The organism is Mesobacillus sp. (assembly GCF_047739415.1).
Taxonomy (GTDB): Bacteria; Bacillota; Bacilli; order Bacillales; family Cytobacillaceae; genus Mesobacillus.
In genome coordinates, this window is sequence record NZ_JBIQOE010000147.1 from 1 (window position 1) to 22,775 (window position 22,775).

The window sequence follows — 22,775 nt, forward strand, 5'->3', positions numbered from 1 at the left end:
AACGGCATCGTCGGTGGTGTAGTTCCACGTGAATACATCCCAGCTGTTCAAGCTGGTCTTGAAGATGCTCTAGATCGCGGAGTTCTTGCAGGATATCCACTTGTTGACATCAAGGCAAGACTGTTTGACGGTTCTTACCACGATGTTGACTCCTCTGAAATGGCGTTTAAAATCGCTGCTTCAATGGCACTTAAGAATGCGGCTTCCAAGTGTAAGCCAGTTATCCTTGAGCCTGTCATGAGGGTTGAAGTTGTTATCCCTGAAGAATATCTTGGAGATATCATGGGTATGATTACTGCTCGTCGCGGACGCGTCGAAGGTATGGATGCTCGTGGTAACGCTCAAGTTGTTCGTTCGATGGTTCCACTTTCAGAAATGTTCGGTTATGCAACTGCCCTTCGTTCAAGTACACAAGGACGTGGTGTGTTCTCAATGCACTTCGACCATTACGAAGAAGTTCCTAAATCTGTTTCTGAAGAAATCATCAAAAAAAATAAAGGTGAATAATTGATTTTCATCTTTTAATCAAGTATAACTACTAATGTAAGCATAACGCTGTGGAATAGGTGATCCTGTTCCACGGCACATTAAAATATACTTAATTTTCATATATTAAAGGAGGATTTTTCTAATGGGAAAAGCTAAATTCGATCGTTCTAAGCCACACGTTAACATTGGTACAATTGGTCACGTTGACCATGGTAAAACAACTCTAACTGCTGCTATCACTACTGTTCTTTCTAAAGTAGGCGGCGGTGAAGCACGCGGATATGACCAAATCGACGCTGCTCCAGAAGAGCGCGAGCGCGGAATCACAATCTCAACTGCACACGTTGAGTATGAAACTGCAACTCGTCACTATGCACACGTTGACTGCCCAGGACACGCTGACTATGTTAAGAACATGATCACTGGTGCTGCACAAATGGACGGCGGTATCCTAGTAGTATCTGCTGCTGACGGCCCAATGCCACAAACTCGTGAGCACATCCTTCTTTCTCGTCAAGTAGGCGTACCTTACCTTGTTGTATTCATGAACAAGTGTGACATGGTTGACGACGAAGAACTTCTTGAATTAGTAGAAATGGAAGTACGTGACCTTCTTTCTGAGTACGACTTCCCTGGCGATGACATCCCAGTTATCAAAGGTTCTGCTCTTAAAGCTCTTGAAGGAGCTCCAGAATGGGAAGAAAAAATCAACGAGCTTATGGCTGCAGTTGATGAGTACATCCCAACACCAACACGTGACACTGACAAGCCATTCATGATGCCTGTTGAGGACGTATTCTCAATCACTGGCCGTGGAACAGTTGCTACAGGACGTGTTGAGCGTGGACAAGTTAAAGTCGGTGACGTAATCGAAATCATCGGTATGACTGAAGAGCCAAAATCAACTACTGTAACAGGTGTTGAAATGTTCCGTAAGCTTCTTGACTATGCTGAAGCTGGAGACAACATCGGTGCACTTCTTCGTGGGGTAGCTCGTGAAGATATCCAACGTGGTCAAGTACTTGCTAAGCCAGGTTCTGTTAAGCCACACACAAAGTTCACTGCTGAAGTTTACGTTCTTTCAAAAGAAGAAGGTGGACGTCACACTCCATTCTTCACAAACTACCGTCCACAGTTCTACTTCCGTACAACTGATGTAACTGGTATTTGTAACCTTCCTGAAGGCGTAGAAATGGTTATGCCTGGCGACAACATCGAAATGACTGTTGAACTAATCGCTCCAATCGCTATCGAAGAAGGAACTAAGTTCTCAATTCGTGAAGGCGGCCGTACTGTAGGCGCTGGCGTTGTAGCTTCTATTCAAGAGTAATTTTAATGATAACAATGCAAGCAGCTGGATGACGATCCAGCTGCTTTTTTATTTATCTTTTGTAGTAGAAGTTGAAAGGATTCTGGTTAAACATTTCTGAAAACAGTATTTATGATATTGGTAATAGAATATAGTCCGTTGTTGGAGAAACAAACAAATCTTGGTTTCATCAACTGTAACAATGTGCGTATAAAGAAGCATCAAGCAGGTTTATCGTCACATTAAGTCCGATAATGTGCGGATAAAGTGGAACTCAGAGAGTTTATCGTCACATTAAGCTCGATAATGTGCGGATAAAGTGGAACTCAGAGAGTTTATCGTCACATTAAGTCCGATAATGAGCGGATAAAGTGGAATTCAAAGAGTTTATCGTTACATTAAGTCCGATAACGAGCGGATAAAAAGAAATTCAGAGAGTTTATCGTCAATAACTATGCGATCTTCATCAGATTCACTACTTTTAGATTACAAGACTTCAATTTGAGTTAAATGAGCAAGGAATCACCTTACTCCTCGCACACAAATTAATAATATCCAAACCAAAACTCAAATCAGTTTCTTCTATAATATATCTTCAATTTATCTTCAATCCAAAACGCCGCATGTTTTCACCAACTTAATCAACCCACGCACTACAGGAATTATTTTCTTCACGTCCAAATAGTTAGAAATCTCTTTCCCTACTTGTAAAATGCATTAGCGACCGCTATAATAGTAAAAGTGTGTTAAACATAATTAAAAAGCGGAATACTTCTTGCATTTGGGTTATGTTTTATGTATAATAGACAATGTTGGTCTTTGACTGCGATGATGCGAAAGGTTGCTGACACACCCGGCCGCTTTGCCATGGCGAGTGTGTGGGAAATTTTCGCGGAGAATGTCTATTTTAAAATAGGCGAAAAGGAGGGAAAGTAATGGCAAAACAAAAAATTCGTATCCGTTTGAAAGCTTATGATCACAGGATTCTTGATCAATCTGCAGAGAAAATTGTTGAAACTGCAAAACGTTCTGGTGCGGCGGTGTCTGGTCCAATCCCACTACCTACAGAAAAGTCAATCTACACAATTCTTCGTGCGGTGCATAAGTACAAGGATTCCCGTGAGCAGTTCGAAATGCGTACGCATAAGCGTCTGATTGACATCATCAATCCGACTCCGCAAACGGTCGATTCACTAATGCGTTTAGACCTGCCATCAGGTGTAGATATCGAAATCAAACTTTAATAAATAAACATTATAATTCACAGGAGGTGTGACTGAAATGACCAAAGGAATCTTAGGAAGAAAGATTGGTATGACTCAAGTATTTGCTGAAAACGGCGACCTTATCCCGGTTACTGTTGTAGAAGCTTCTCCAAACGTAGTGCTTCAAGTGAAATCTGCTGAGACAGATGGCTACGAAGCAATCCAGCTTGGCTTTGAAGACAAGCGCGAAAAGCTCTCTAACAAACCTGAAAAAGGCCACGTTTCAAAAGCAAACACTGCTCCTAAGCGCTTCGTAAAAGAATTAAACGGAGTCGATGTAGCAGGATATGAAGTTGGTCAGGAAGTCAAAGTTGATATTTTCGCAGAAGGCGATATCGTAGATGTTACAGGAATCTCAAAGGGTAAAGGTTTCCAAGGTGTAATCAAGCGCCACGGACAATCTCGCGGACCAATGGCTCACGGTTCTCGTTACCACCGCCGCCCTGGTTCAATGGGTCCTGTTGCTCCAAACCGCGTATTCAAAGGTAAACTTCTACCTGGACGCATGGGTGGAGAGCAGATCACTGTTCAAAACCTGCAAATCGTTAAAATTGACGCAGAGCGCAACCTTCTTCTAATCAAAGGAAACGTTCCTGGCGCTAGAAAAGCCCTTCTAAAAATCAAAGCTGCTGTAAAAGCTAAGTAATTTTTACAGGAAAGGAGGAAACAAGAATGCCTAAAGTAGCATTATTTAACCAAGCTGGTTCACAAGTTGGAGATATCGAACTTAACGATTCAGTATTTGGTATTGAGCCTAACAACCACGTAATGTTCGAAGCAGTAGTAATGCAGAGAGCTTCATTACGTCAAGGAACTCATAAAACTAAAATTCGTTCTGAAGTAGCGGGCGGTGGACGTAAGCCGTGGAAACAAAAAGGAACTGGACGTGCGCGTCAGGGTTCTATCCGTTCTCCACAATGGCGCGGTGGCGGTACTGTATTCGGTCCTGTTCCACGCAGCTACAGCTATAAATTGCCTAAAAAAGTTCGTCGTTTAGCAATCAAATCTGCTTTATCATCAAAAGTACAATCTGAAAACATCCTTGTTCTTGAAAGCCTTGCTTTTGAAGCTCCAAAGACAAAGGAATTCAAAACTGTACTTAGCGGTCTTTCTGTTAACAAGAAAGTCCTGATCGTAACAGCAGGTCTTGAAGAGAACGTAGCACTTTCAGCACGTAACATTCCTGGAGTAACTGTTGTTACTGCTGATGGAATCAACGTATTGGATGTTCTAAATCATGATAAGCTGATCATGACAAAAGCAGCTGTTGAAAAAGTAGAGGAGGTGCTTGCATAATGGATGCACGCGATATCATTAAGCGCCCCGTTATTACAGAACGTTCTTCTGATCTAATGACTGAGAAGAAGTACACTTTCGAAGTTGACACTAGAGCTAACAAAACTCAAGTTAAAGACGCGATTGAAACTATTTTCGGCGTAAACGTTGAAAAAGTTAACATCATGAATTACAAAGGTAAGTTCAAGCGTATGGGCAAGTTCGGCGGTTACACAAATAAGCGTCGTAAAGCGATCGTTAAACTTACTCAAGACAGCAAAGAAATCGAATTCTTCGAAGTATAATAATCCAATAAGAAGAGGAGGGAAACGAAATGGCGATTAAAAAGTACAAACCTACCTCCAACGGTCGTCGTAATATGACAGCATCTGATTTTGCTGAAATTACAACTGACAAGCCGGAAAAATCCTTGCTTGCTCCGTTGCACAGAAAAGGCGGTCGTAACAACCAGGGTAAGTTAACTGTTCGTCATCAAGGTGGCGGCCATAAGCGTCAGTACAGAATCATCGACTTTAAACGTACAAAAGATGGCATTCCAGGACGCGTTGCCACAATTGAGTATGATCCAAACCGTTCAGCAAACATTGCGTTAATTAATTATGTGGATGGTGAAAAGAGATACATCCTAGCTCCTAAAAACCTAGTAGTAGGTATGGAAGTTATGTCTGGCCCAACAGCTGACATTAAAGTAGGTAATGCTCTTCCACTAGCAAACATCCCAGTTGGTACAGTAGTACACAACATCGAATTGAAGCCTGGCAAAGGCGGACAATTAGTTCGTTCTGCAGGTACTTCTGCACAGGTTCTTGGTAAAGAAGGCAAATATGTATTGATTCGTTTGAACTCAGGCGAAGTACGTATGATCCTTTCTGAGTGCCGTGCAACTGTAGGTCAAGTTGGTAACGAACAACACGAATTGATCAACATCGGTAAAGCAGGTCGTTCACGCTGGTTAGGCAAGCGCCCAACAGTTCGTGGATCTGTAATGAACCCTAACGATCACCCACACGGTGGTGGTGAAGGACGCTCCCCTATCGGACGTAAATCACCAATGTCACCATGGGGCAAGCCGACTCTTGGTTTCAAGACTCGCAAGAAGAAGAACAAATCCGACAAGTTTATTGTACGTCGTCGTAAAAAATAACGGGATTGAGCTACGGTTCGCGGGAACCGTAGGGCAATCACGAAGGGAGGTTCAATCATGGGTCGTAGCTTAAAAAAAGGACCTTTTGTTGATGAGCACTTAATCACAAAGATCGAAAAGTTAAATGAAACTGAAGCGAAGAAAGTTGTTAAGACTTGGTCTCGCCGTTCAACGATCTTCCCACAATTCATCGGACACACGATTGCTGTCTACGATGGTCGCAAACATGTACCTGTTTATGTCACTGAAGACATGGTAGGCCACAAGCTTGGAGAATTCGCTCCAACTCGTACTTACAAAGGACATGGTAATGACGATAAGAAAACAAGACGTTAATGAGAGGAGGGCATCCAAATGCAAGCTAAAGCTGTTGCAAGAACAGTTCGTATTGCTCCTCGTAAAGCTCGACTAGTTCTAGATTTAATTCGAGGAAAGCAAGTTGGTGAAGCGGTAGCTATCTTAAACCTTACCCCTAAGGCAGCTTCTCCAATCGTAGATAAAGTGTTAAAATCTGCATTAGCAAACGCAGAGCACAACTATGAGATGGATGTTAATAACCTTGTCGTATCGGAAGCTTACGCTAACGAAGGACCAACGTTGAAACGTTTCCGTCCACGTGCTATGGGCCGTGCAAGTGCTATTAACAAACGTACTAGCCACATTACTATCGTTTTATCAGAAAAGAAGGAGGGATAATCAGTGGGTCAAAAAGTAAATCCAGTCGGTTTGCGTGTCGGAATCATCCGTGATTGGGAATCAAAATGGTACGCAGGCAAAGACTACGCTGATCTTTTACACGAAGACCTTAAGGTTCGTGAGTACATCACTAAGCGTTTACGCGATGCATCTCTTTCTAAAGTAGAAATCGAGCGCGCTGCAAACCGCTTGAATGTAACTGTCCACACAGCGAAGCCAGGAATGGTTATCGGTAAGGGTGGTACAGAAGTTGAAGCACTTCGTAAAGCGCTAAACGAACTTACAGGCAAACGTGTTCATATAAACATTCTTGAAATCAAAAAAGCTGATATCGAGGCGAAATTGGTTGCTGAAAACATTGCACGCCAATTGGAAAACCGCGTATCTTTCCGTCGCGCACAGAAGCAAGTTATCCAACGTGCAATGCGTGCTGGCGCTAAAGGTATCAAGACAATGGTATCCGGCCGTCTTGGCGGTGCAGACATCGCTCGTTCAGAACATTACAGCGAAGGAACAGTTCCACTTCATACTCTTCGTGCCGATATCGATTATGCTACTGCTGAAGCAGATACAACTTACGGTAAGCTAGGCGTTAAAGTATGGATTTATCGTGGAGAGGTCCTTCCTACGAAGAAGAAAAAAGAGGAAGGAGGCAAATAATATGTTATTGCCTAAACGCGTTAAATATCGCCGTCAACACCGTGGCAAGATGCGCGGTCAAGCTAAAGGCGGTACTGAAGTAAACTTCGGTGAATTCGGTTTGCAAGCTCTTGAAGCTTCTTGGATCACGAACCGTCAAATCGAATCTGCCCGTATTGCAATGACTCGTTACATGAAACGTGGCGGTAAAGTCTGGATCAAGATTTTCCCTCACAAGCCATATACTGCAAAGCCTCTAGAAGTCCGAATGGGTTCTGGTAAAGGTGCTCCTGAAGGTTGGGTAGCAGTTGTTAAACCAGGTAAAGTAATGTTTGAAGTTGCTGGCGTTTCTGAAGAGATCGCACGTGAAGCATTACGCCTTGCTGCACACAAACTTCCTGTAAAGTGCAAGTTTGTTAAACGAGAAGAAATTGGTGGTGAATCTAATGAAAGCTAATGACATTCGTGACCTTACCACTGCTGAAATTGAACAAAAAGTTAAATCATTAAAAGAAGAGCTATTCAACCTGCGCTTTCAATTAGCGACTGGACAACTTGAAAACACAGCTCGCATTCGTGAAGTACGCAAAGCGATTGCTCGCATGAAAACTGTAATTCGTGAACGAGAGATCGGCGTTAACAGATAATTGAGAGGAGGTTCTCACAATGAGTGAACGCAACCAACGCAAAGTTTATACTGGACGCGTTGTATCTGACAAGATGGACAAAACTGTTACTGTTCTTGTTGAAACATACAAAAAGCATTCATTATACGGCAAGCGTGTAAAATACTCTAAGAAATTCAAAGCTCATGATGAGCAAAACGAGGCAAAAATCGGCGACGTAGTACGTATCATGGAAACTCGTCCGCTATCTGCCACAAAACGTTTCCGCCTTGTAGAAGTGGTGGAAAAAGCTGTTATTATCTAATTGTTCGGATTAAGGTTTATTCCGAAGGGAGGTTACTCGCATGATCCAACAGGAAACACGTTTAAAAGTTGCTGACAATTCAGGTGCTCGTGAGGTTCTTACTATTAAAGTTTTGGGCGGTTCTGGCCGTAAGACTGCTAATATTGGAGACGTTATCGTTTGCACAGTAAAACAAGCAACACCAGGTGGCGTTGTTAAAAAAGGTGACGTTGTCAGAGCAGTTATCGTTCGTACAAAAACTGGTATGCGCCGTACAGACGGTTCTTACATCAAATTTGACGAGAATGCTTGTGTAATCATCCGTGACGATAAGAGTCCTCGTGGTACTCGTATCTTCGGACCAGTTGCACGTGAGCTTCGTGACAACAACTTCATGAAGATCGTTTCATTAGCTCCAGAAGTACTATAATCTATTTCAAATGCCTTTAAGGAGGTGCACACAGATGCATGTAAAAAAAGGTGACAAAGTAATGGTCATCTCTGGTAAGGACAAAGGCAAAACAGGGATCATCCTTGAAGCTTATCCAAAGCAAAGCCGTGTTCTTGTTGAAGGAATCAATATCGTGAAAAAACACGCAAAGCCTTCTCAAGTAAATCCACAAGGTGGAATCTTGAACCAGGAAGCACCTATCCATGTATCAAACGTAATGCCTGTAGATCCGAAATCCGGCAAGCCAACCCGAGTTGGTTACACTGTCGAGAACGGCAAGAAGGTACGCGTTGCTAAACAATCCGGTGAAGTTCTAGATAAATAGTCTATTGAAGAAGGGAGGTACAATCGATGAACCGCCTAAAAGAAAAGTTCAACAATGAAATTACTCCTGCTCTTATGAGCAAGTTTAACTATAAGTCAATCATGGAAGTTCCTAAACTTGAAAAGATCGTAATCAACATGGGTGTAGGTGACGCTGTTGCCAACGCTAAAGCTCTTGATGTTGCAGTTGAGGAATTAGCTACAATCACAGGCCAAAAGCCAGTCGTGACTCGTGCTAAGAAATCAATCGCTGGCTTCCGTCTTCGTGAAGGTATGCCAATCGGTGCGAAAGTAACACTTCGCGGTGAGCGCATGTACGAATTCATCGACAAGTTAATTTCAGTATCTTTACCACGTGTACGTGACTTCCGCGGGATTTCTAAGAAGTCTTTCGACGGTCGCGGTAACTACACACTTGGTGTTAAAGAACAGTTAATCTTCCCTGAAATTGATTACGATAAAGTAAATAAAGTACGTGGCATGGACATTGTTATTGTAACGACTGCTAACACTGATGAAGAAGCTCGTGAACTATTAACACAATTCGGAATGCCATTTCAAAAGTAATCTCTAATAAGAGGGAGGCGAAAACGTGGCTAAGAAATCAATGATTGCGAAACAAAAACGCACGCCTAAATATAAAGTACAAGAGTACACTCGCTGTGAGCGCTGCGGCCGTCCGCACTCTGTATACCGCAAATTTAAGCTTTGCCGTATTTGTTTCCGTGAATTAGCATACAAAGGACAAATTCCTGGTGTGAAAAAAGCTAGCTGGTAAAACTGAAAGCTCTGGAAGGAGGTAAATTAAATGGTCATGACAGATCCGATTGCAGATTTGCTAACTCGTATTCGTAACGCGAATATGGTTCGTCACGAAAAACTAGAAGTACCTGCTTCTAACATTAAAAAAGAAATCGCTGAGATCCTTAAGCGTGAAGGTTTCGTGCGTGACGTTGAATATATCGAAGACAATAAGCAAGGTATCATCCGTATCTTCTTGAAGTACGGTTCAAACAATGAGCGTGTTATCACTGGTCTTAAGAGAATCAGTAAGCCAGGACTTCGCGTTTATGCAAAATCAACTGAAGTACCACGTGTACTTAACGGTTTAGGTATCGCTCTAGTATCAACTTCAAACGGCGTTTTAACTGACAAAGAAGCTCGCGCTAAGCAAGTGGGCGGAGAAGTTCTAGCATACGTTTGGTAATAGATTTTTCTGAATGAATGGAGGTGCAACAAATGTCACGCGTAGGTAAAAAACCAATTGAAATTCCAGCTGGTGTTACTGTTACTCTTGATAACAATCACGTAACAGTAAAAGGACCAAAAGGTGAATTGTCTCGTACTTTTCACTCTGACATCGAAATCAAGATTGAAGAGAACGTAATCAACATTTCTCGTCCAACTGATAACAAAGAACATCGTGCATTGCACGGAACGACTCGTGCGGTTCTTGCTAACATGGTTGAGGGTGTATCTAAAGGATTCGAAAGAGGTCTTGAGCTAGTAGGTGTCGGTTACCGTGCAGCTAAGCAAGGTAACAAGCTTGTACTTAACGTAGGATACTCTCATCCAGTTGAAATCGAGGCAGAAAAAGGCCTTGAGATCGAAGTTCCTTCAAACACTAAGGTGATTATAAAGGGAACTGATAAAGAGCGTGTTGGCGCATTGGCTGCTAACATCCGTGACGTACGTCCACCAGAGCCTTACAAAGGCAAAGGTATTCGTTATGAAGGCGAATATGTACGCCGCAAAGAAGGTAAAACAGGTAAGTAATGCCGCATAGGTTAACGAAAGGAGTGACGTAAATGATTACGAAGGCTGATAAAAACGCTACTCGCCGTAAAAGACACGGTCGTGTCCGTGCGAAACTTAGCGGAACTGAAGCTCGTCCTCGTCTAAATGTGTTCCGTTCAAACAAGCACATTTATGCTCAACTAATCGACGATGTAAAGGGAGTAACTCTAGCGAGTGCTTCTACTTTAGATAAAGAAGTTAATGTTGAAGGCAATAACCTGGAAGCAGCAAAGCAAATTGGTGAATTGATCGCTAAGCGTGCTGTGGAAAAAGGTTATAAGTCAGTAGTATTTGACCGTGGCGGATACCTCTATCATGGCCGCATCCAGGCACTTGCTGATGCTGCCCGCGAAAACGGCTTAGAATTTTAATAAAAAAAGGAGGGACATACAAAGATGCGTCGTATTGATCCAAACAAACTTGAACTTGAAGAACGCGTAGTTACGATTAACCGTGTTGCTAAAGTTGTTAAAGGTGGACGCCGTTTCCGTTTTTCTGCTCTTGTAGTAGTAGGAGATAAAAACGGTAATGTCGGGATGGGTACTGGTAAAGCACAAGAAGTACCTGAAGCGATTCGCAAAGCTATCGAAGATGCGAAGAAGAACCTAATCCAAGTACCTATGGTTGGTACTACAATTCCACACCAGGTTATCGGACACTTTGGTGCTGGTGAAATCCTTCTGAAGCCTGCTTCTGAAGGTACAGGAGTTATCGCTGGCGGACCAGTTCGTGCGGTACTAGAATTAGCAGGTGTTGCTGACATTCTGTCTAAGTCACTTGGAACTAACACTCCAATCAACATGGTTCGTGCAACTCTTGAAGGTCTATCTCAACTTAAGCGTGCAGAAGACGTAGCAAAACTTCGCGGTAAATCTGTGGAAGAACTGTTAGGATAAGGAGGGAAATCAAATGGCTAACAAATTAGAAATTACCCTCACTCGCAGCCTGATCGGTCGTCCGCAAGATCAGCGCGAAACAGTTAAGGCTCTTGGCTTACGTAAAATGAACCAAACAGTTGAGCAACAAGATAATGCAGCAATCCGCGGCATGATCAACAAAGTTTCTCACCTTGTTACTGTAAACGAAAAATAATTTATCCTTTTTAAAATAAGGAGGTGCCAACATGAAACTTCATGAATTAAAGCCTGCAGAAGGTTCCCGTAAAGAACGCAAACGTCTTGGACGTGGTATCGGTTCTGGTCAAGGTAAAACTGCTGGTAAAGGTCATAAAGGTCAAAACGCTCGTTCTGGCGGCGGTGTACGCCCTGGTTTTGAAGGTGGTCAAACTCCTTTATTCCGACGCTTGCCGAAACGCGGTTTCACGAACATCAACCGCAAAGAGTACGCAGTCGTTAACCTTGATGCTTTGAACGTATTCGAAGATGGAACTGAAGTGACTCCAGAACTTTTAATTGAAACAGGTCTTGTCAGGAAGGAATTAGCGGGTATTAAAGTACTTGCTAAAGGAAGCCTTGAAAAGAAACTAACTGTTAAAGCTCATAAGTTCTCCTCTGCAGCCGAAGAAGCGATCAAAGCTGCCGGCGGTCAAACTGAGGTGATTTAATGTTCCAGACAATCTCCAATTTTATGCGCGTGGGTGAAATTAGAAATAAAATTCTCTTCACCCTTTTAATGTTGATTGTATTTCGACTTGGTACATTTATTCCTGTACCAAGCGTAAATGCAGATATTTTGAAAGCACAGGATGACATGAGTGTCTTCGGTGTGCTGAATACTTTCGGTGGCGGTGCGCTGCAGAACTTCTCCATCTTCGCGATGGGAATCATGCCGTACATCACTGCTTCAATCATCATCCAGCTCTTGCAGATGGATGTTGTGCCAAAGTTTACTGAATGGTCGAAACAAGGAGAAGTCGGTCGCCGTAAATTAGCTCAGTTTACCCGCTATTTCACGATCGTTCTCGGTTTCATCCAGGCTCTCGGTATGTCTTATGGCTTTAACAATATGGCAGGCGGATTATTGATCCAGAATGCCGGTATCGCTACTTACTTGCTGATTGCTACGGTTTTGACTGCCGGAACTGCATTTCTTATGTGGCTCGGTGAGCAAATCACAGCAAAAGGCGTAGGAAACGGTATTTCAATCATTATCTTTGCAGGTATCGTTGCTGGTATTCCGACAATGGTCAACCAGATTTATGCACAGCAGTTCTCTGATGCTGGGGACGCATTGTTCCTTCGCATTGTGACTATGCTGCTTATTCTATTGGCTGTAATCGCAATCGTTGTGGGTGTTATCTTCATCCAGCAGGCAACACGTAAAATACCTATCCAGTACGCTAAACGCATGAGCGCAGGAAACAACGCGGTTGGCGGCCAGAACACTCACCTTCCATTGAAAGTGAATGCTGCTGGTGTCATCCCGGTCATCTTCGCGATTTCGTTTATCGTTACACCTCCGACAATCGCTCAGTTCTTCGGCACGAATGATGTGACACTTTGGATCCAGAAGACGTTTGATTATACACAGCCGATCGGCATGATCGTTTATGTGGCATTGATCATCGCGTTCACGTATTTCTATGCGTTCATCCAGGTGAATCCTGAACAGGTTGCCGAAAACTTGAAGAAGCAAGGTGGATATGTCCCAGGCATCCGTCCGGGCAAAAACACTCAGGAATACCTGACTAGGGTTCTTTACCGTCTGACATTCGTCGGCGCGATCTTCCTTTCAGTAATTTCTGTGCTGCCAGTATTTTTCATTAAATTTGCTGGTCTGCCTCAATCCGTACAGATTGGCGGAACAAGCTTGCTGATCGTGGTCGGCGTTGCGCTTGAAACGATGAAGCAGCTTGAAGCTCAGCTTGTAAAACGCCATTATAAAGGCTTTATAAAATAAGATTTAGGGGACTCCTGGTTCCCTGAATCTTTAATAGAGACTGAGGGGGGAAATCTTGTGAATTTGGTTCTGATGGGGCTTCCGGGTGCCGGGAAGGGCACGCAAGCCGATAAAATTGTTGGTAAATACAACATCCCTCATATCTCAACAGGAGATATGTTCCGTGCAGCTATCAAAGAAGGAACGGAACTTGGATTACAGGCGAAATCATTTATGGACAAAGGAGAGCTAGTTCCTGATGAAGTAACAATCGGGATAGTCCGTGAGCGCTTAAGCAAAGCTGACTGTGAAAATGGATTCCTATTAGATGGATTCCCACGCACGGTAGCGCAGGCTGAAGCTCTGGATACTATGCTTGCTGATCTTGGCAAAAAAATCGATTTTGTCATCAACATTGATGTTGATCAAAGCATCTTAATGGAACGTCTGACAGGACGCAGGATTTGTAAGAACTGCGGCGCTACCTACCACCTTGTGTTCAACCCTCCTGCAAAGGAAGGTGTTTGTGACCGTTGTGGCGGCGAGCTTTACCAGCGCGCTGATGACAACGCCGAAACTGTTCAAAACCGTCTGGATGTAAATGTCCAGCAAACAAAACCTCTGTTGAACTTCTATGAAGATAAAGGCTACTTACGCAATATTAACGGTCAGCAAGACATTGATGTCGTATTTGCTGATATCGAAGAATTGCTTGGGGGCTTAAATTAATGATCGTTTGTAAAACCTCTCGTGAAATAGAGATTATGCGAGAAGCAGGTCGCATTGTAGCGATGACTCACCAGGAGTTGAAAAAGCATATTGCTCCTGGCATTACAACTAAAGAACTGGATGCAATTGCTGAGGGTTTCATCCGCAAACAAGATGCAACTCCTTCTTTTAAAGGTTATAATGGTTTTCGCGGCAGCATCTGTGCATCAGTTAATAACGAACTAGTTCACGGGATTCCTGGCGAACGGGTTCTTAATGAAGGCGACATCATCAGTATTGATATCGGAGCAAAGTACAACGGATACCACGGGGACTCTGCATGGACTTACCCGGTAGGAAAGATTGATGAGGAAGCCCAGCGTCTATTGGACGTTACTGAAGAGTCGTTGTTCAGAGGCTTGAAAGAAGCCAAACCAGGGGAACGTCTTTCGAACATCTCCCATGCGATTCAAACGTATGTGGAATCAGAAGGCTTTTCTATTGTTCGTGAGTATGTCGGCCATGGAATTGGGCAAGAATTGCATGAGGACCCGCAAATTCCTCATTACGGACCTCCTAACAGAGGACCTAGGCTGAAGCCTGGTATGGTTCTATGTATAGAACCAATGGTGAATGCAGGAAGCCGCTATGTTAATACGTTAGCCGATGATTGGACTGTTGTAACGGTTGACGGTAAAATGTGTGCCCATTTTGAGCATACAATCGCGATCACAGAAACTGGTTTTGAGATATTAACCAAAGCCTGATTAAAGTGATTGGCCGTCTGGCTCTGTTGTTAGTCTTTAAATAGGCGGAAATGTGATTTCTATGCGGACGGGATGCCAGCTTTATGATATAATCATAAGGTTGAGTATTTCTCAATGTTATTCTCAATTGCTTGCTGCTTAGAACGTGTCACAAATAGAGAGCTACATTCCGTCAACGCGGAGTATATGATCTAATACGATTTGAATAAAGAAGGGAGACCAGTTTATGGCGAAAGATGATGTAATTGAAATTGAAGGCACAGTATTAGAAACTTTGCCTAATGCAATGTTTAAGGTAGAATTAGAGAATGGTCATACAGTGTTGGCTCATGTTTCCGGTAAAATCAGAATGCACTTCATTCGGATCCTGCCTGGAGATAAAGTAACAGTCGAGCTTTCTCCATATGATTTGACTCGCGGAAGAATTACTTACCGCTTTAAATAAACCGTGACTCCGTACTATCAAGGAGGTTAGAGTAATGAAAGTGAGACCATCTGTTAAGCCGATTTGCGAAAAATGTAAAGTTATTCGCAGAAAAGGCAAAGTTATGGTGATCTGTGAAAACCCTAAACATAAACAAAAACAAGGATAATTTTAAAGGAGGTGCGCATCTAGATGGCACGTATTGCTGGTGTAGATATTCCACGTGAAAAGCGTGTAGTTATTGCTTTAACATACATTTACGGAATTGGCAGACCAACTGCTGAAAAGGTTCTAGCTGAGGCTGGTGTTTCTGAAGACACTCGTGTTCGCGATCTTACTGAAGAAGAACTTAACAAAATCCGTGATATCATCGACAAGTTAAAGGTTGAAGGTGACCTTCGCCGTGAAATCTCATTAAACATCAAGCGTCTAATGGAGATTGGTTCATATCGTGGCTTGCGTCATCGTCGTGGATTGCCTGTTCGCGGACAAAACACGAAGAACAACGCACGTACTCGTAAAGGCCCACGTAAGACTGTAGCTAACAAGAAAAAATAATACGTAAAGGAGGGTAACATTTAAATGGCTCGTAAAACTAATACACGCAAACGCCGCGTCAAAAAGAATATTGAAAGTGGAGTTGCGCATATTCGTTCAACTTTCAACAATACTATCGTAACTATTACAGACGTACATGGTAATGCATTATCATGGTCTAGTGCAGGTGCGCTTGGTTTCAAGGGTTCACGTAAATCCACTCCATTCGCAGCACAAATGGCAGCCGAAGCTGCAGCTAAAACTTCCATGGAACATGGTTTGAAAACTTTAGAGGTAACTGTTAAAGGACCAGGTGCAGGTCGTGAAGCAGCAATTCGTGCTCTTCAAGCTGCAGGTCTTGAAGTTACAGCTATTAGAGATGTAACTCCGGTTCCACATAACGGCTGCCGCCCGCCAAAACGTCGCCGTGTTTAATTTTTCTGTATAGAATTTGTAGTCCTGTCTATAATGGGATATGATACAAATATTTTCTAGGTATACAGAAATCATTAATCCAGTTGTTGTGCACAAACGGGAACGTATACATGGGGGAATTTCGGTAAGGTAAAGAACCTGCCGGGGTTTCGACGTTTTGAAGGAGGGTATATTTGATGATCGAAATAGAAAAACCAAAAATCGAAACGGTTGAGATCAGCGATGATGCCAAGTACGGCAAGTTTGTCGTAGAACCGCTTGAGCGTGGATATGGTACAACTTTGGGTAACTCCTTACGTCGTATCCTATTATCCTCACTCCCAGGTGCAGCTGTCACATCGATTCAAATCGATGGAGTACTTCATGAGTTCTCAACAATTGAAGGCGTCGTAGAAGATGTAACATCAATCATTCTAAACGTTAAGAAATTAGCGTTGAAAATCTACTCTGATGAAGAGAAGACACTTGAAATCGACATACAGGGCGAGGGTCCAGTAACTGCATCTGGAATAACGCACGATAGTGATGTTGAAATCCTTAATCCGGATCTTCATATCGCTACTCTTTCAAGCAAAGGTTCATTGCGTATGCGCCTCACTGCAAGAAGAGGCCGCGGATACAATCCTGCTGTCCAAAACAAGCGGGAAGACCAGCCAATCGGTGTCATTCCAATCGACTCAATCTATACGCCGGTTTCACGCGTAACTTATCAAGTAGAAAACACTCGTGTAGGGCAAATGACGAATTATGACAAGCTGGTATTTGACGTATGGACAGATGGCAGCACTGGTCCTAAGGAAGCTATTGCACTAGGTTCTAAAATCCTGACTGAGCACTTGAACATTTTTGTTGGTTTGACTGATGAAGCTCAAAATGCTGAGATCATGGTAGAGAAAGAAGAAGACCAAAAGGAAAAAGTTCTGGAAATGACAATTGAAGAACTTGACCTTTCTGTTCGTTCATATAACTGCTTAAAGCGTGCCGGTATCAACACTGTCCAGGAGCTTGCTCACAAGACAGAGGAAGATATGATGAAAGTTCGCAACCTTGGCAGAAAATCACTAGAAGAAGTAAAAGCAAAACTAGAAGAGCTAGGCTTAGGCTTACGCAAAGATGACTAGTTAATGCAGATTAACTAGGCATTTTGCTGTCAGTACTAAAACTGCCGGTTTATGACTTCAACAAAGGAGGGAAACACTCATGGGATACAGAAAGTTAGGACGCACAAGTGCCCAGCGTAAAGCAATGCTACGTGACTTAACAACTGATTTGATTATCAATGAGCGTATTGAAACTACTGAAACACGTGCGAAAGAGCTTCGTTCAGTTGTTGAGAAAATGATTACTCTTGGAAAGCGCGGAGATCTTCATGCTCGCCGTCAAGCTTCTGCTTGGGTTCGTAACGAAGTTGCAAACGCTGAAACAAACCAGGATGCAGTTCAAAAATTATTCGCTGACATCGCTCCACGCTATGCTGAGCGCCAAGGTGGATACACTCGTATTATGAAACTTGGACCACGTCGCGGTGATGGTGCGCCAATGGTAATTATCGAGTTAGTTTAATACCATTAAACACACTCAAACAAGGGCGATGGACAGTTTATACAAACTTGTTTCATCCCCTTTTTTTCTTATACTGAGGCCAAAAGCCTCTGTCGAAAACTGAAAAAAGCAGCACAAGCCAAAACGAGCGTTATGATGAGCAGGCCACTTGGAAAGAAGAGTTCACTTGCCCCATCGGCCGGTTACTTCAGGACTCTCCTGAATCGGTTAGCGATAGATGCTTCATCTATTTATAACCGGAGCTGTTCTGCCTGTCTCGTCTAGCTCATGTACCTCTCCCCAGTCCTAATAGGACCTGCAGTTGCGGATCGCTTCCGCCCGGGGAGAGGTGCAGGCTTTTTTTATATACAAAGAATTTTCATATTATATAAAAGTAAAAACAAAGAGAAGAGCCAGTTAAGAAGAGTTGAGAGGAGGGCGGAGATGAGCAAACCCTTAGTTAGAATAGAAAATGTATCTTTCAGTTATGAAGGGCAGCATACTCCCGCGTTAAAAAATATCAGTTTTGATATATTTGAAGGTGAGTGGCTTGCGATTGTCGGGCATAACGGATCTGGTAAATCTACGCTTGCAAAGCTTTTAAACGGCCTGCAATTTCCGCAGCAAGGTTCGATTGAGGTTTGTGGAGTCACTTTGTCAGAGGATACTGTATGGGATGTAAGAGAAAATGTAGGAATGGTTTTTCAAAATCCTGATAACCAATTCGTTGGAACAACGGTTCGCGATGATGTGGCTTTTGGTCTGGAAAATCATGGCATACCTAGAGAAACAATGGTAGAGCGCGTGCAGACTTCACTTGATAAAGTCAATATGGGAACCTTTCTAAATCAAGAGCCGCACCATCTGTCTGGCGGCCAAAAACAGCGTGTTGCCATTGCTGGTGTCCTGGCACTGCAGCCGTCGATCATTATTTTGGATGAAGCAACATCCATGCTTGATCCAAAAGGCCGTGCAGAGGTAATCAAAACGGTTCGTGAGTTGAAGGATCGTGAGAACATAACGGTCATTTCGATAACCCATGATCTTGAAGAAGCTGCGAAAGCGGACAGGATTATCGTCATGAACAAAGGGGAGCTATACCGTGAAGGAACTCCTGAGGAAATTTTTGAAATGGATGAAGAGCTGATTAAGCTGGGTCTGGATATTCCCTTCCCTGTAAAAATGAGTAAAATCATGCGTGAAAAAGGAATTACACTTACGAAATCATATTTGACAGAAGAAGAGCTGGTGACGGAATTATGGACATCTCACTCAAAAATGTAGAATATCGTTACCAGGCTGATTCCCCATTCGAGCGTCTCGCGATTTCAGATGTATCCATTGATGTACCTTCAGAAACGTATCTTGCGGTTATTGGCCATACAGGATCAGGCAAGTCAACTGTGCTGCAGCACTTGAATGCGCTTTTGAAGCCGACAAAAGGTTCTGTTCTGATCGGAAGCAGGGAAATCAAGGCTGGCCGGAAAGAGAAGAACTTAAAGGGTGTCCGCGAGAAGGTGGGTATTGTCTTTCAATTTCCCGAACATCAGTTATTCGAGGAGACGGTCGAAAAGGATATTATGTTTGGCCCGATGAATTTTGGCGTTACAGAGAAAGAAGCGAAGGCACGGGCAAGATCTGCAATCAATCTTGTCGGTTTACCGGAAGAAATCCTTGAAAAATCACCGTTCGATCTTTCAGGCGGACAAATGCGCCGTGTAGCCATTGCCGGAGTGCTGGCAATGGAGCCAGAGGTCATTGTATTGGACGAGCCTACTGCAGGTCTGGATCCACGCGGACGCAAAGAAATAATGGACTTATTTTATTCACTTCATAAAAAAAGAAATCTATCTACTGTACTTGTTACCCACAGCATGGAAGATGCTGCCCGCTATGCGGATGATATAGTCGTCATGCATCAGGGAAAGGTTTTTACAAAAGGGACGCCTGAACAGATTTTCTCGGATCCTAAGGCTTTATTGGAATTGGGACTGGATGTACCGGAAGTAGTTGGCTTGCAGTTGAAGATCGAAGAAGCCTTCAATACTAAGTTCAGTAAAATCAGCCTTTCCGAGGAAGAACTCGCCGAAATGGTGGCAGAGTTGATGGAAGGGGGCGGTCCAAAATGATGGAAAAAATGATCTTTGGCCGTTATGTGCCGGGAGACTCTATCCTTCATCGGATGGATCCGCGTTCCAAGCTGATCATCGTATTCCTTTTTGTGATTGTCGTATTTATCGCAAACAATGTGCTGACGTACGGAGTGTTAGCTGCTTATACGCTTATTATGGTCGGTCTGTCTAGGATTCCGCTGAGGTTCTTATACGGCGGACTCAAGCCAGTATTTTTTCTGGTGATTTTCACGTTCCTACTCCATATCTTCATGACAAAAGAAGGCGATGTCATCTTCGAATTGGGATGGCTGCAAATATATGAAGAAGGTCTAAGGCAAGGTATCTTCATTTCTCTGAGGTTCCTGCTGCTGATTCTAATCACGTCACTATTGACCTTGACCACTACGCCAATCGAAATCACGGACGGACTGGAGACATTGCTGAATCCTTTAAAGAAATTAAAATTCCCCGTCCATGAGCTGGCTTTGATGATGTCGATTTCCCTGAGATTCATTCCGACGCTCATGCAGGAAACAGACAAAATCATGAAGGCTCAAACTGCCAGGGGAGTGGAGTATAACAGCGGTCCGATCAAAGACCGAATCAAAGCGATTGTTCCATTGCTAATTCCGTTGTTCATCAGTTCGTTTAAGCGGGCGGAGGAACTGGCAGTCGCAATGGAAGCACGAGGCTACAAGGGTGGCGAAGGACGCACCAAATACCGCCAGCTGACATGGGGTATGCCGGATACTATGATGATTCTATTCCTGGCTGCAGTCACGGTTCTATTAATAGTTTTAAGAGGGTAATCACTATGCCGCGAATCAAATGCACAATTTCATACGATGGCACTGGTTTTTCCGGTTACCAGGTGCAGCCTGGCAAAAGGACTGTCCAGGGTGAGTTGGAAAAGTCTTTGGAAAAGATGAACAAGGGTACAAGCATCAGGGTCAGTGCATCTGGCCGTACAGACGCAGGAGTACATGCCCGCGGCCAGGTTATCCATTTTGATACAACGCTTGAAATTGAGCCTGCCAGGTGGCACATAGCGCTAAATTCATTATTGCCTGATGATATTGCCGTTCTTTCAGTAGACTTAGCGAAACCAGATTTTCATGCACGCTTTGACGCAGTTGGCAAGGAGTACCGTTATTTCTTGCTGCTATCCAAGCATCGGGACCCTTTCCAGCGGAATTATGCCTACCAGTTCCAGTATGAACTCGATCATGACGCAATGAGGGAAGCTAGCAAACAGTTGCAAGGGACACATGACTTCACTAGTTTTTGCTCGGCCAAAACAGAAGTAGAAGACCGGGTCAGGACGTTGAAGGAAATCGATTTTTACGAGGAGAACGGGTTCCTGGTATTCAGGTTTGTCGGTGATGGCTTTCTGTACAATATGGTAAGAATACTTGTAGGAACATTACTAGAGGTAGGGACAGGCAGGAGAGCCGCTGACACCATGCTTCAGCTGCTTGCTAACCAGGACCGAACTCTCGCCGGCAAGACCGCTCCTGGTCACGGTCTGTATCTGTGGAAGGTTTTTTATGATGAAGAAGTTTTAGCAATTCGAAAATAAATTTTAAAAAAATGATATGACAACTAATCCTGGTGTTGACAATCTCTCAACCACAGGTTAAGATATCATATGTATGTATTTTAAACCCACGATCAGCCCCGGAAGAGCTTTATCGTGTTTGAAAATATACCAACAATGAACTAGATTTTTTTTTGACTATTTAGGAGGGAAACTCATGCGTACAACGTTTATGGCAAATGCCAACAATATCGAGCGTAAATGGTACGTAGTTGACGCTGCAGGCAAGACTCTTGGTCGCCTTTCAACTGAAGTTGCAGCTATTCTACGTGGTAAACATAAACCAACTTTCACACCAAATGTTGACACTGGTGATCACGTAATCATCATCAATGCTTCACAGATCGAACTTACTGGTAAAAAACTTACTGATAAAATCTACTACCGCCACACAATGCACCCAGGTGGATTGAAGCAAAGAACAGCTCTTGAAATGCGTACTAACTACGCTGAAAAGATGCTTGAACTTGCAATCAAAGGCATGCTTCCAAAGAACTCTCTTGGACGCCAAATGTTTAAAAAGCTTCATGTATATGCTGGAAACGAGCATCCACATCAAGCACAACAACCTGAAGTTTACGAACTTCGCGGATAATTAAGAGGAGGTAATTAACTTGGCACAGGTTCAATATATCGGTACCGGTCGTCGTAAGAGCTCCGTTGCGCGAGTTCGTTTAGTACCAGGCACTGGAAAAATTACAATCAATGATCGTGAAATTGAAGACTATATCCCATTCGCAGCTCTACGTGAAGTAGTTAAGCAGCCGCTTGTTGCTACTGAAACTGTAGGAAGCTACGATATCCACGTTAACGTAAATGGCGGTGGATACACTGGCCAGGCTGGCGCAATCCGCCACGGTATCGCTCGTGCGTTACTTCAAGCTGACCCAGAATTCCGTCCAACACTTAAGCGTGCTGGACTACTGACTCGTGACGCTCGTATGAAAGAACGTAAGAAATACGGTCTTAAAGGCGCTCGTCGTGCACCTCAGTTCTCAAAGCGTTAATCTTTGCGCTTCGAAAGACTCTCAACCTCTGGTTGGGGGTCTTTTTTTATTGTTTCAGTGTTGATGCTGGGGAGGAGGATCCCTAACTGGAAAAAAACGTCCGAAATTTCCAGTTCGCCAATATATTTTGATTTTCGCCAATAAGTGAGTGATTATCGCCAATAAAATCTAATTTTCGCCAATAAAGTTAAAAATTCGCCAATATAGTTATGAAAATCGCCAATAAAATTTTTTCTTGCTTGAAAAAAGCTAGGAAATAAACATAAAGAACGAAGGAGTAGGTGAAGAAAATAAATTGCCGGTCTTTTTTAGATAAAAAGACGGAGGAAATCTACTGATTGCCTCCGTCTCAGTTTGTCGACAAAAGGGGTTCGGAATGTTCTCATTCCGAACCCCTTTTTGAATTTCAGCGGATTTTTCATGGGAAATAGACTCTCTTAGCTTTAATTCTAGGCCATTACTGGACTTCTCCATGTCCAGTTGGCCA

At 43.3% G+C, this 22,775-nt stretch carries 38 protein-coding genes and 1 pseudogene; 38 read left to right on the plus strand and 1 reads right to left on the minus strand.

Annotation, left to right across the window (positions count from 1 at the left end; translation table 11 throughout):
* The 38 genes and pseudogenes from fusA to rpsI form a co-directional block, all read left to right on the plus strand.
* Positions 1-507 (plus strand): annotated as a pseudogene (gene fusA, locus ACH0QE_RS11525) (elongation factor G); the annotation flags it as partial.
* A 124-nt stretch (positions 508-631) separates the two neighbouring features.
* The gene (gene tuf / locus ACH0QE_RS11530) at positions 632-1,819 is read left to right on the plus strand and encodes an elongation factor Tu (protein WP_102264854.1); all 1,188 of its coding nucleotides are present in this window, start codon (positions 632-634) and stop codon (positions 1,817-1,819) included.
* Positions 1,820-2,733: 914 nt separating this feature from the next.
* Positions 2,734-3,042 (plus strand): 30S ribosomal protein S10, encoded by a 309-nt coding sequence (gene rpsJ, locus ACH0QE_RS11535; RefSeq protein WP_009791329.1) that lies wholly within the window; start codon positions 2,734-2,736, stop codon positions 3,040-3,042.
* 37 nt (positions 3,043-3,079) lie between these two features.
* The gene (rplC, locus tag ACH0QE_RS11540) at positions 3,080-3,709 is read left to right on the plus strand and encodes a 50S ribosomal protein L3 (protein ID WP_041966525.1); all 630 of its coding nucleotides are present in this window, start codon (positions 3,080-3,082) and stop codon (positions 3,707-3,709) included.
* A 26-nt stretch (positions 3,710-3,735) separates the two neighbouring features.
* The gene (rplD, locus tag ACH0QE_RS11545) at positions 3,736-4,359 is read left to right on the plus strand and encodes a 50S ribosomal protein L4 (RefSeq protein WP_415800824.1); all 624 of its coding nucleotides are present in this window, start codon (positions 3,736-3,738) and stop codon (positions 4,357-4,359) included.
* Positions 4,359-4,643 (plus strand): 50S ribosomal protein L23, encoded by a 285-nt coding sequence (gene rplW, locus ACH0QE_RS11550; RefSeq protein ID WP_041966523.1) that lies wholly within the window; start codon positions 4,359-4,361, stop codon positions 4,641-4,643. The genes rplD and rplW overlap by 1 nt, the downstream gene beginning before the upstream one ends.
* 29 nt (positions 4,644-4,672) lie before the next feature.
* Positions 4,673-5,503 carry a 50S ribosomal protein L2 gene (rplB, locus tag ACH0QE_RS11555; RefSeq protein ID WP_041966522.1) on the plus strand — a complete coding sequence of 277 codons (831 nt, stop codon included), beginning with the start codon at positions 4,673-4,675 and terminating at the stop codon, positions 5,501-5,503.
* 57 nt (positions 5,504-5,560) lie between these two features.
* Positions 5,561-5,839, plus strand: coding sequence for a 30S ribosomal protein S19 (rpsS, locus tag ACH0QE_RS11560; protein ID WP_023626426.1), 279 nt, complete (start codon positions 5,561-5,563; stop codon positions 5,837-5,839).
* Between the two features lie 18 nt (positions 5,840-5,857).
* Positions 5,858-6,199: a 50S ribosomal protein L22 gene (rplV, locus tag ACH0QE_RS11565; protein WP_023626425.1), complete on the plus strand. Its 342-nt coding sequence runs from the start codon at positions 5,858-5,860 to the stop codon at positions 6,197-6,199.
* Positions 6,200-6,202: 3 nt separating this feature from the next.
* A complete protein-coding gene (gene rpsC / locus ACH0QE_RS11570; protein ID WP_023626424.1) occupies positions 6,203-6,859 on the plus strand; it encodes a 30S ribosomal protein S3 in 657 nt (218 codons plus the stop codon).
* Position 6,860: 1 nt separating this feature from the next.
* Entirely contained in the window at positions 6,861-7,295 is a 435-nt protein-coding gene (gene rplP, locus ACH0QE_RS11575; RefSeq protein WP_023626423.1) for a 50S ribosomal protein L16, read from the plus strand.
* Positions 7,285-7,485 (plus strand): 50S ribosomal protein L29, encoded by a 201-nt coding sequence (gene rpmC / locus ACH0QE_RS11580; RefSeq protein WP_023626422.1) that lies wholly within the window; start codon positions 7,285-7,287, stop codon positions 7,483-7,485. The genes rplP and rpmC overlap by 11 nt, the downstream gene beginning before the upstream one ends.
* A gap of 19 nt (positions 7,486-7,504) precedes the next feature.
* Complete coding sequence (gene rpsQ, locus ACH0QE_RS11585; protein WP_041966521.1) at positions 7,505-7,768, plus strand: 30S ribosomal protein S17; 264 nt, start codon at positions 7,505-7,507, stop codon at positions 7,766-7,768.
* 40 nt (positions 7,769-7,808) lie between these two features.
* Positions 7,809-8,177 (plus strand): 50S ribosomal protein L14, encoded by a 369-nt coding sequence (rplN, locus tag ACH0QE_RS11590; RefSeq protein ID WP_023626420.1) that lies wholly within the window; start codon positions 7,809-7,811, stop codon positions 8,175-8,177.
* 34 nt (positions 8,178-8,211) lie between these two features.
* Positions 8,212-8,523, plus strand: a complete 312-nt coding sequence (gene rplX / locus ACH0QE_RS11595; protein WP_041966520.1) for a 50S ribosomal protein L24 — start codon at positions 8,212-8,214, stop codon at positions 8,521-8,523.
* 26 nt (positions 8,524-8,549) lie between these two features.
* Entirely contained in the window at positions 8,550-9,089 is a 540-nt protein-coding gene (gene rplE / locus ACH0QE_RS11600; RefSeq protein WP_041966519.1) for a 50S ribosomal protein L5, read from the plus strand.
* A gap of 25 nt (positions 9,090-9,114) precedes the next feature.
* The gene (gene rpsN / locus ACH0QE_RS11605) at positions 9,115-9,300 is read left to right on the plus strand and encodes a 30S ribosomal protein S14 (protein WP_009499044.1); all 186 of its coding nucleotides are present in this window, start codon (positions 9,115-9,117) and stop codon (positions 9,298-9,300) included.
* Between the two features lie 30 nt (positions 9,301-9,330).
* Positions 9,331-9,729, plus strand: a complete 399-nt coding sequence (gene rpsH, locus ACH0QE_RS11610; protein ID WP_102264861.1) for a 30S ribosomal protein S8 — start codon at positions 9,331-9,333, stop codon at positions 9,727-9,729.
* A 32-nt stretch (positions 9,730-9,761) separates the two neighbouring features.
* Positions 9,762-10,298 carry a 50S ribosomal protein L6 gene (gene rplF, locus ACH0QE_RS11615; RefSeq protein ID WP_041966518.1) on the plus strand — a complete coding sequence of 179 codons (537 nt, stop codon included), beginning with the start codon at positions 9,762-9,764 and terminating at the stop codon, positions 10,296-10,298.
* 32 nt (positions 10,299-10,330) lie between these two features.
* Positions 10,331-10,690, plus strand: a complete 360-nt coding sequence (gene rplR / locus ACH0QE_RS11620; RefSeq protein ID WP_023626415.1) for a 50S ribosomal protein L18 — start codon at positions 10,331-10,333, stop codon at positions 10,688-10,690.
* A 24-nt stretch (positions 10,691-10,714) separates the two neighbouring features.
* Entirely contained in the window at positions 10,715-11,215 is a 501-nt protein-coding gene (gene rpsE, locus ACH0QE_RS11625) for a 30S ribosomal protein S5 (RefSeq protein ID WP_041966517.1), read from the plus strand.
* Between the two features lie 13 nt (positions 11,216-11,228).
* Positions 11,229-11,411, plus strand: a complete 183-nt coding sequence (gene rpmD / locus ACH0QE_RS11630; protein ID WP_023626413.1) for a 50S ribosomal protein L30 — start codon at positions 11,229-11,231, stop codon at positions 11,409-11,411.
* 31 nt (positions 11,412-11,442) lie between these two features.
* Entirely contained in the window at positions 11,443-11,883 is a 441-nt protein-coding gene (rplO, locus tag ACH0QE_RS11635; protein ID WP_041966516.1) for a 50S ribosomal protein L15, read from the plus strand.
* Positions 11,883-13,178: a preprotein translocase subunit SecY gene (gene secY, locus ACH0QE_RS11640; RefSeq protein ID WP_213372633.1), complete on the plus strand. Its 1,296-nt coding sequence runs from the start codon at positions 11,883-11,885 to the stop codon at positions 13,176-13,178. Before rplO ends, secY begins: the two co-directional genes overlap by 1 nt.
* Before the next feature lie 57 nt (positions 13,179-13,235).
* Positions 13,236-13,886, plus strand: coding sequence for an adenylate kinase (locus ACH0QE_RS11645; RefSeq protein ID WP_041966514.1), 651 nt, complete (start codon positions 13,236-13,238; stop codon positions 13,884-13,886).
* Positions 13,886-14,632 carry a type I methionyl aminopeptidase gene (gene map, locus ACH0QE_RS11650; protein WP_415800825.1) on the plus strand — a complete coding sequence of 249 codons (747 nt, stop codon included), beginning with the start codon at positions 13,886-13,888 and terminating at the stop codon, positions 14,630-14,632. Before ACH0QE_RS11645 ends, map begins: the two co-directional genes overlap by 1 nt.
* A 226-nt stretch (positions 14,633-14,858) precedes the next feature.
* Positions 14,859-15,077, plus strand: a complete 219-nt coding sequence (infA, locus tag ACH0QE_RS11655) for a translation initiation factor IF-1 (RefSeq protein WP_019157108.1) — start codon at positions 14,859-14,861, stop codon at positions 15,075-15,077.
* A gap of 34 nt (positions 15,078-15,111) precedes the next feature.
* Positions 15,112-15,225 carry a 50S ribosomal protein L36 gene (gene rpmJ / locus ACH0QE_RS11660; RefSeq protein WP_003156543.1) on the plus strand — a complete coding sequence of 38 codons (114 nt, stop codon included), beginning with the start codon at positions 15,112-15,114 and terminating at the stop codon, positions 15,223-15,225.
* A 23-nt stretch (positions 15,226-15,248) separates the two neighbouring features.
* The gene (gene rpsM / locus ACH0QE_RS11665; protein WP_041966512.1) at positions 15,249-15,614 is read left to right on the plus strand and encodes a 30S ribosomal protein S13; all 366 of its coding nucleotides are present in this window, start codon (positions 15,249-15,251) and stop codon (positions 15,612-15,614) included.
* 24 nt (positions 15,615-15,638) lie between these two features.
* On the plus strand, positions 15,639-16,028 hold the full coding sequence (gene rpsK / locus ACH0QE_RS11670; protein WP_041966511.1) for a 30S ribosomal protein S11: 390 nt from the start codon (positions 15,639-15,641) through the stop codon (positions 16,026-16,028).
* 176 nt (positions 16,029-16,204) lie between these two features.
* Positions 16,205-17,149, plus strand: coding sequence for a DNA-directed RNA polymerase subunit alpha (locus ACH0QE_RS11675; RefSeq protein WP_041966510.1), 945 nt, complete (start codon positions 16,205-16,207; stop codon positions 17,147-17,149).
* Between the two features lie 79 nt (positions 17,150-17,228).
* Complete coding sequence (gene rplQ / locus ACH0QE_RS11680) at positions 17,229-17,591, plus strand: 50S ribosomal protein L17 (RefSeq protein ID WP_041966509.1); 363 nt, start codon at positions 17,229-17,231, stop codon at positions 17,589-17,591.
* Positions 17,592-18,014: 423 nt separating this feature from the next.
* The gene (locus ACH0QE_RS11685; RefSeq protein WP_415800826.1) at positions 18,015-18,854 is read left to right on the plus strand and encodes an energy-coupling factor ABC transporter ATP-binding protein; all 840 of its coding nucleotides are present in this window, start codon (positions 18,015-18,017) and stop codon (positions 18,852-18,854) included.
* Positions 18,830-19,699, plus strand: coding sequence for an energy-coupling factor ABC transporter ATP-binding protein (locus ACH0QE_RS11690; RefSeq protein WP_415800827.1), 870 nt, complete (start codon positions 18,830-18,832; stop codon positions 19,697-19,699). Before ACH0QE_RS11685 ends, ACH0QE_RS11690 begins: the two co-directional genes overlap by 25 nt.
* Positions 19,696-20,493: a cobalt ECF transporter T component CbiQ gene (gene cbiQ, locus ACH0QE_RS11695; protein ID WP_215033462.1), complete on the plus strand. Its 798-nt coding sequence runs from the start codon at positions 19,696-19,698 to the stop codon at positions 20,491-20,493. Before ACH0QE_RS11690 ends, cbiQ begins: the two co-directional genes overlap by 4 nt.
* 5 nt (positions 20,494-20,498) lie before the next feature.
* A complete protein-coding gene (truA, locus tag ACH0QE_RS11700; protein ID WP_415800829.1) occupies positions 20,499-21,263 on the plus strand; it encodes a tRNA pseudouridine(38-40) synthase TruA in 765 nt (254 codons plus the stop codon).
* A gap of 175 nt (positions 21,264-21,438) precedes the next feature.
* Positions 21,439-21,876 (plus strand): 50S ribosomal protein L13, encoded by a 438-nt coding sequence (rplM, locus tag ACH0QE_RS11705; protein WP_041966504.1) that lies wholly within the window; start codon positions 21,439-21,441, stop codon positions 21,874-21,876.
* A 19-nt stretch (positions 21,877-21,895) separates the two neighbouring features.
* The gene (gene rpsI, locus ACH0QE_RS11710; RefSeq protein WP_023626399.1) at positions 21,896-22,288 is read left to right on the plus strand and encodes a 30S ribosomal protein S9; all 393 of its coding nucleotides are present in this window, start codon (positions 21,896-21,898) and stop codon (positions 22,286-22,288) included.
* Positions 22,289-22,537: 249 nt separating this feature from the next.
* Here rpsI and ACH0QE_RS11715 read toward each other — a convergent pair.
* Positions 22,538-22,775 (minus strand): hypothetical protein (locus ACH0QE_RS11715; protein ID WP_415800830.1); only part of this gene is annotated, 238 nt, incomplete at its 5' end.

Excerpts from the sequence above, each read along its gene's own strand:
- rpsS (WP_023626426.1), top strand. The coding sequence starts at position 5,561 with ATGGGTCGTAGCTTAAAAAAAGGACCTTTTGTTGATGAGCACTTAATC.
- rpmJ (WP_003156543.1), top strand. The coding sequence starts at position 15,112 with ATGAAAGTGAGACCATCTGTTAAGCCGATTTGCGAAAAATGTAAAGTT.
- truA (WP_415800829.1), top strand. The coding sequence starts at position 20,499 with ATGCCGCGAATCAAATGCACAATTTCATACGATGGCACTGGTTTTTCC.
- rpsK (WP_041966511.1), top strand. The coding sequence starts at position 15,639 with ATGGCTCGTAAAACTAATACACGCAAACGCCGCGTCAAAAAGAATATT.
- ACH0QE_RS11675 (WP_041966510.1), top strand. The coding sequence starts at position 16,205 with ATGATCGAAATAGAAAAACCAAAAATCGAAACGGTTGAGATCAGCGAT.
- rplM (WP_041966504.1), top strand. The coding sequence starts at position 21,439 with ATGCGTACAACGTTTATGGCAAATGCCAACAATATCGAGCGTAAATGG.
- map (WP_415800825.1), top strand. The coding sequence starts at position 13,886 with ATGATCGTTTGTAAAACCTCTCGTGAAATAGAGATTATGCGAGAAGCA.
- secY (WP_213372633.1), top strand. The coding sequence starts at position 11,883 with ATGTTCCAGACAATCTCCAATTTTATGCGCGTGGGTGAAATTAGAAAT.
- rplF (WP_041966518.1), top strand. The coding sequence starts at position 9,762 with ATGTCACGCGTAGGTAAAAAACCAATTGAAATTCCAGCTGGTGTTACT.
- rplO (WP_041966516.1), top strand. The coding sequence starts at position 11,443 with ATGAAACTTCATGAATTAAAGCCTGCAGAAGGTTCCCGTAAAGAACGC.
- rplV (WP_023626425.1), top strand. The coding sequence starts at position 5,858 with ATGCAAGCTAAAGCTGTTGCAAGAACAGTTCGTATTGCTCCTCGTAAA.
- rpmD (WP_023626413.1), top strand. The coding sequence starts at position 11,229 with ATGGCTAACAAATTAGAAATTACCCTCACTCGCAGCCTGATCGGTCGT.
- cbiQ (WP_215033462.1), top strand. The coding sequence starts at position 19,696 with ATGATGGAAAAAATGATCTTTGGCCGTTATGTGCCGGGAGACTCTATC.
- rplE (WP_041966519.1), top strand. The coding sequence starts at position 8,550 with ATGAACCGCCTAAAAGAAAAGTTCAACAATGAAATTACTCCTGCTCTT.
- rplP (WP_023626423.1), top strand. The coding sequence starts at position 6,861 with ATGTTATTGCCTAAACGCGTTAAATATCGCCGTCAACACCGTGGCAAG.
- tuf (WP_102264854.1), top strand. The coding sequence starts at position 632 with ATGGGAAAAGCTAAATTCGATCGTTCTAAGCCACACGTTAACATTGGT.
- rpsM (WP_041966512.1), top strand. The coding sequence starts at position 15,249 with ATGGCACGTATTGCTGGTGTAGATATTCCACGTGAAAAGCGTGTAGTT.
- rplR (WP_023626415.1), top strand. The coding sequence starts at position 10,331 with ATGATTACGAAGGCTGATAAAAACGCTACTCGCCGTAAAAGACACGGT.
- ACH0QE_RS11690 (WP_415800827.1), top strand. The coding sequence starts at position 18,830 with ATGGACATCTCACTCAAAAATGTAGAATATCGTTACCAGGCTGATTCC.
- ACH0QE_RS11685 (WP_415800826.1), top strand. The coding sequence starts at position 18,015 with ATGAGCAAACCCTTAGTTAGAATAGAAAATGTATCTTTCAGTTATGAA.
- rplD (WP_415800824.1), top strand. The coding sequence starts at position 3,736 with ATGCCTAAAGTAGCATTATTTAACCAAGCTGGTTCACAAGTTGGAGAT.
- rplX (WP_041966520.1), top strand. The coding sequence starts at position 8,212 with ATGCATGTAAAAAAAGGTGACAAAGTAATGGTCATCTCTGGTAAGGAC.
- rpmC (WP_023626422.1), top strand. The coding sequence starts at position 7,285 with ATGAAAGCTAATGACATTCGTGACCTTACCACTGCTGAAATTGAACAA.
- rpsJ (WP_009791329.1), top strand. The coding sequence starts at position 2,734 with ATGGCAAAACAAAAAATTCGTATCCGTTTGAAAGCTTATGATCACAGG.
- rplW (WP_041966523.1), top strand. The coding sequence starts at position 4,359 with ATGGATGCACGCGATATCATTAAGCGCCCCGTTATTACAGAACGTTCT.
- rplQ (WP_041966509.1), top strand. The coding sequence starts at position 17,229 with ATGGGATACAGAAAGTTAGGACGCACAAGTGCCCAGCGTAAAGCAATG.
- rpsE (WP_041966517.1), top strand. The coding sequence starts at position 10,715 with ATGCGTCGTATTGATCCAAACAAACTTGAACTTGAAGAACGCGTAGTT.
- rpsQ (WP_041966521.1), top strand. The coding sequence starts at position 7,505 with ATGAGTGAACGCAACCAACGCAAAGTTTATACTGGACGCGTTGTATCT.
- rpsH (WP_102264861.1), top strand. The coding sequence starts at position 9,331 with ATGGTCATGACAGATCCGATTGCAGATTTGCTAACTCGTATTCGTAAC.
- rplC (WP_041966525.1), top strand. The coding sequence starts at position 3,080 with ATGACCAAAGGAATCTTAGGAAGAAAGATTGGTATGACTCAAGTATTT.
- infA (WP_019157108.1), top strand. The coding sequence starts at position 14,859 with ATGGCGAAAGATGATGTAATTGAAATTGAAGGCACAGTATTAGAAACT.
- rplB (WP_041966522.1), top strand. The coding sequence starts at position 4,673 with ATGGCGATTAAAAAGTACAAACCTACCTCCAACGGTCGTCGTAATATG.
- rplN (WP_023626420.1), top strand. The coding sequence starts at position 7,809 with ATGATCCAACAGGAAACACGTTTAAAAGTTGCTGACAATTCAGGTGCT.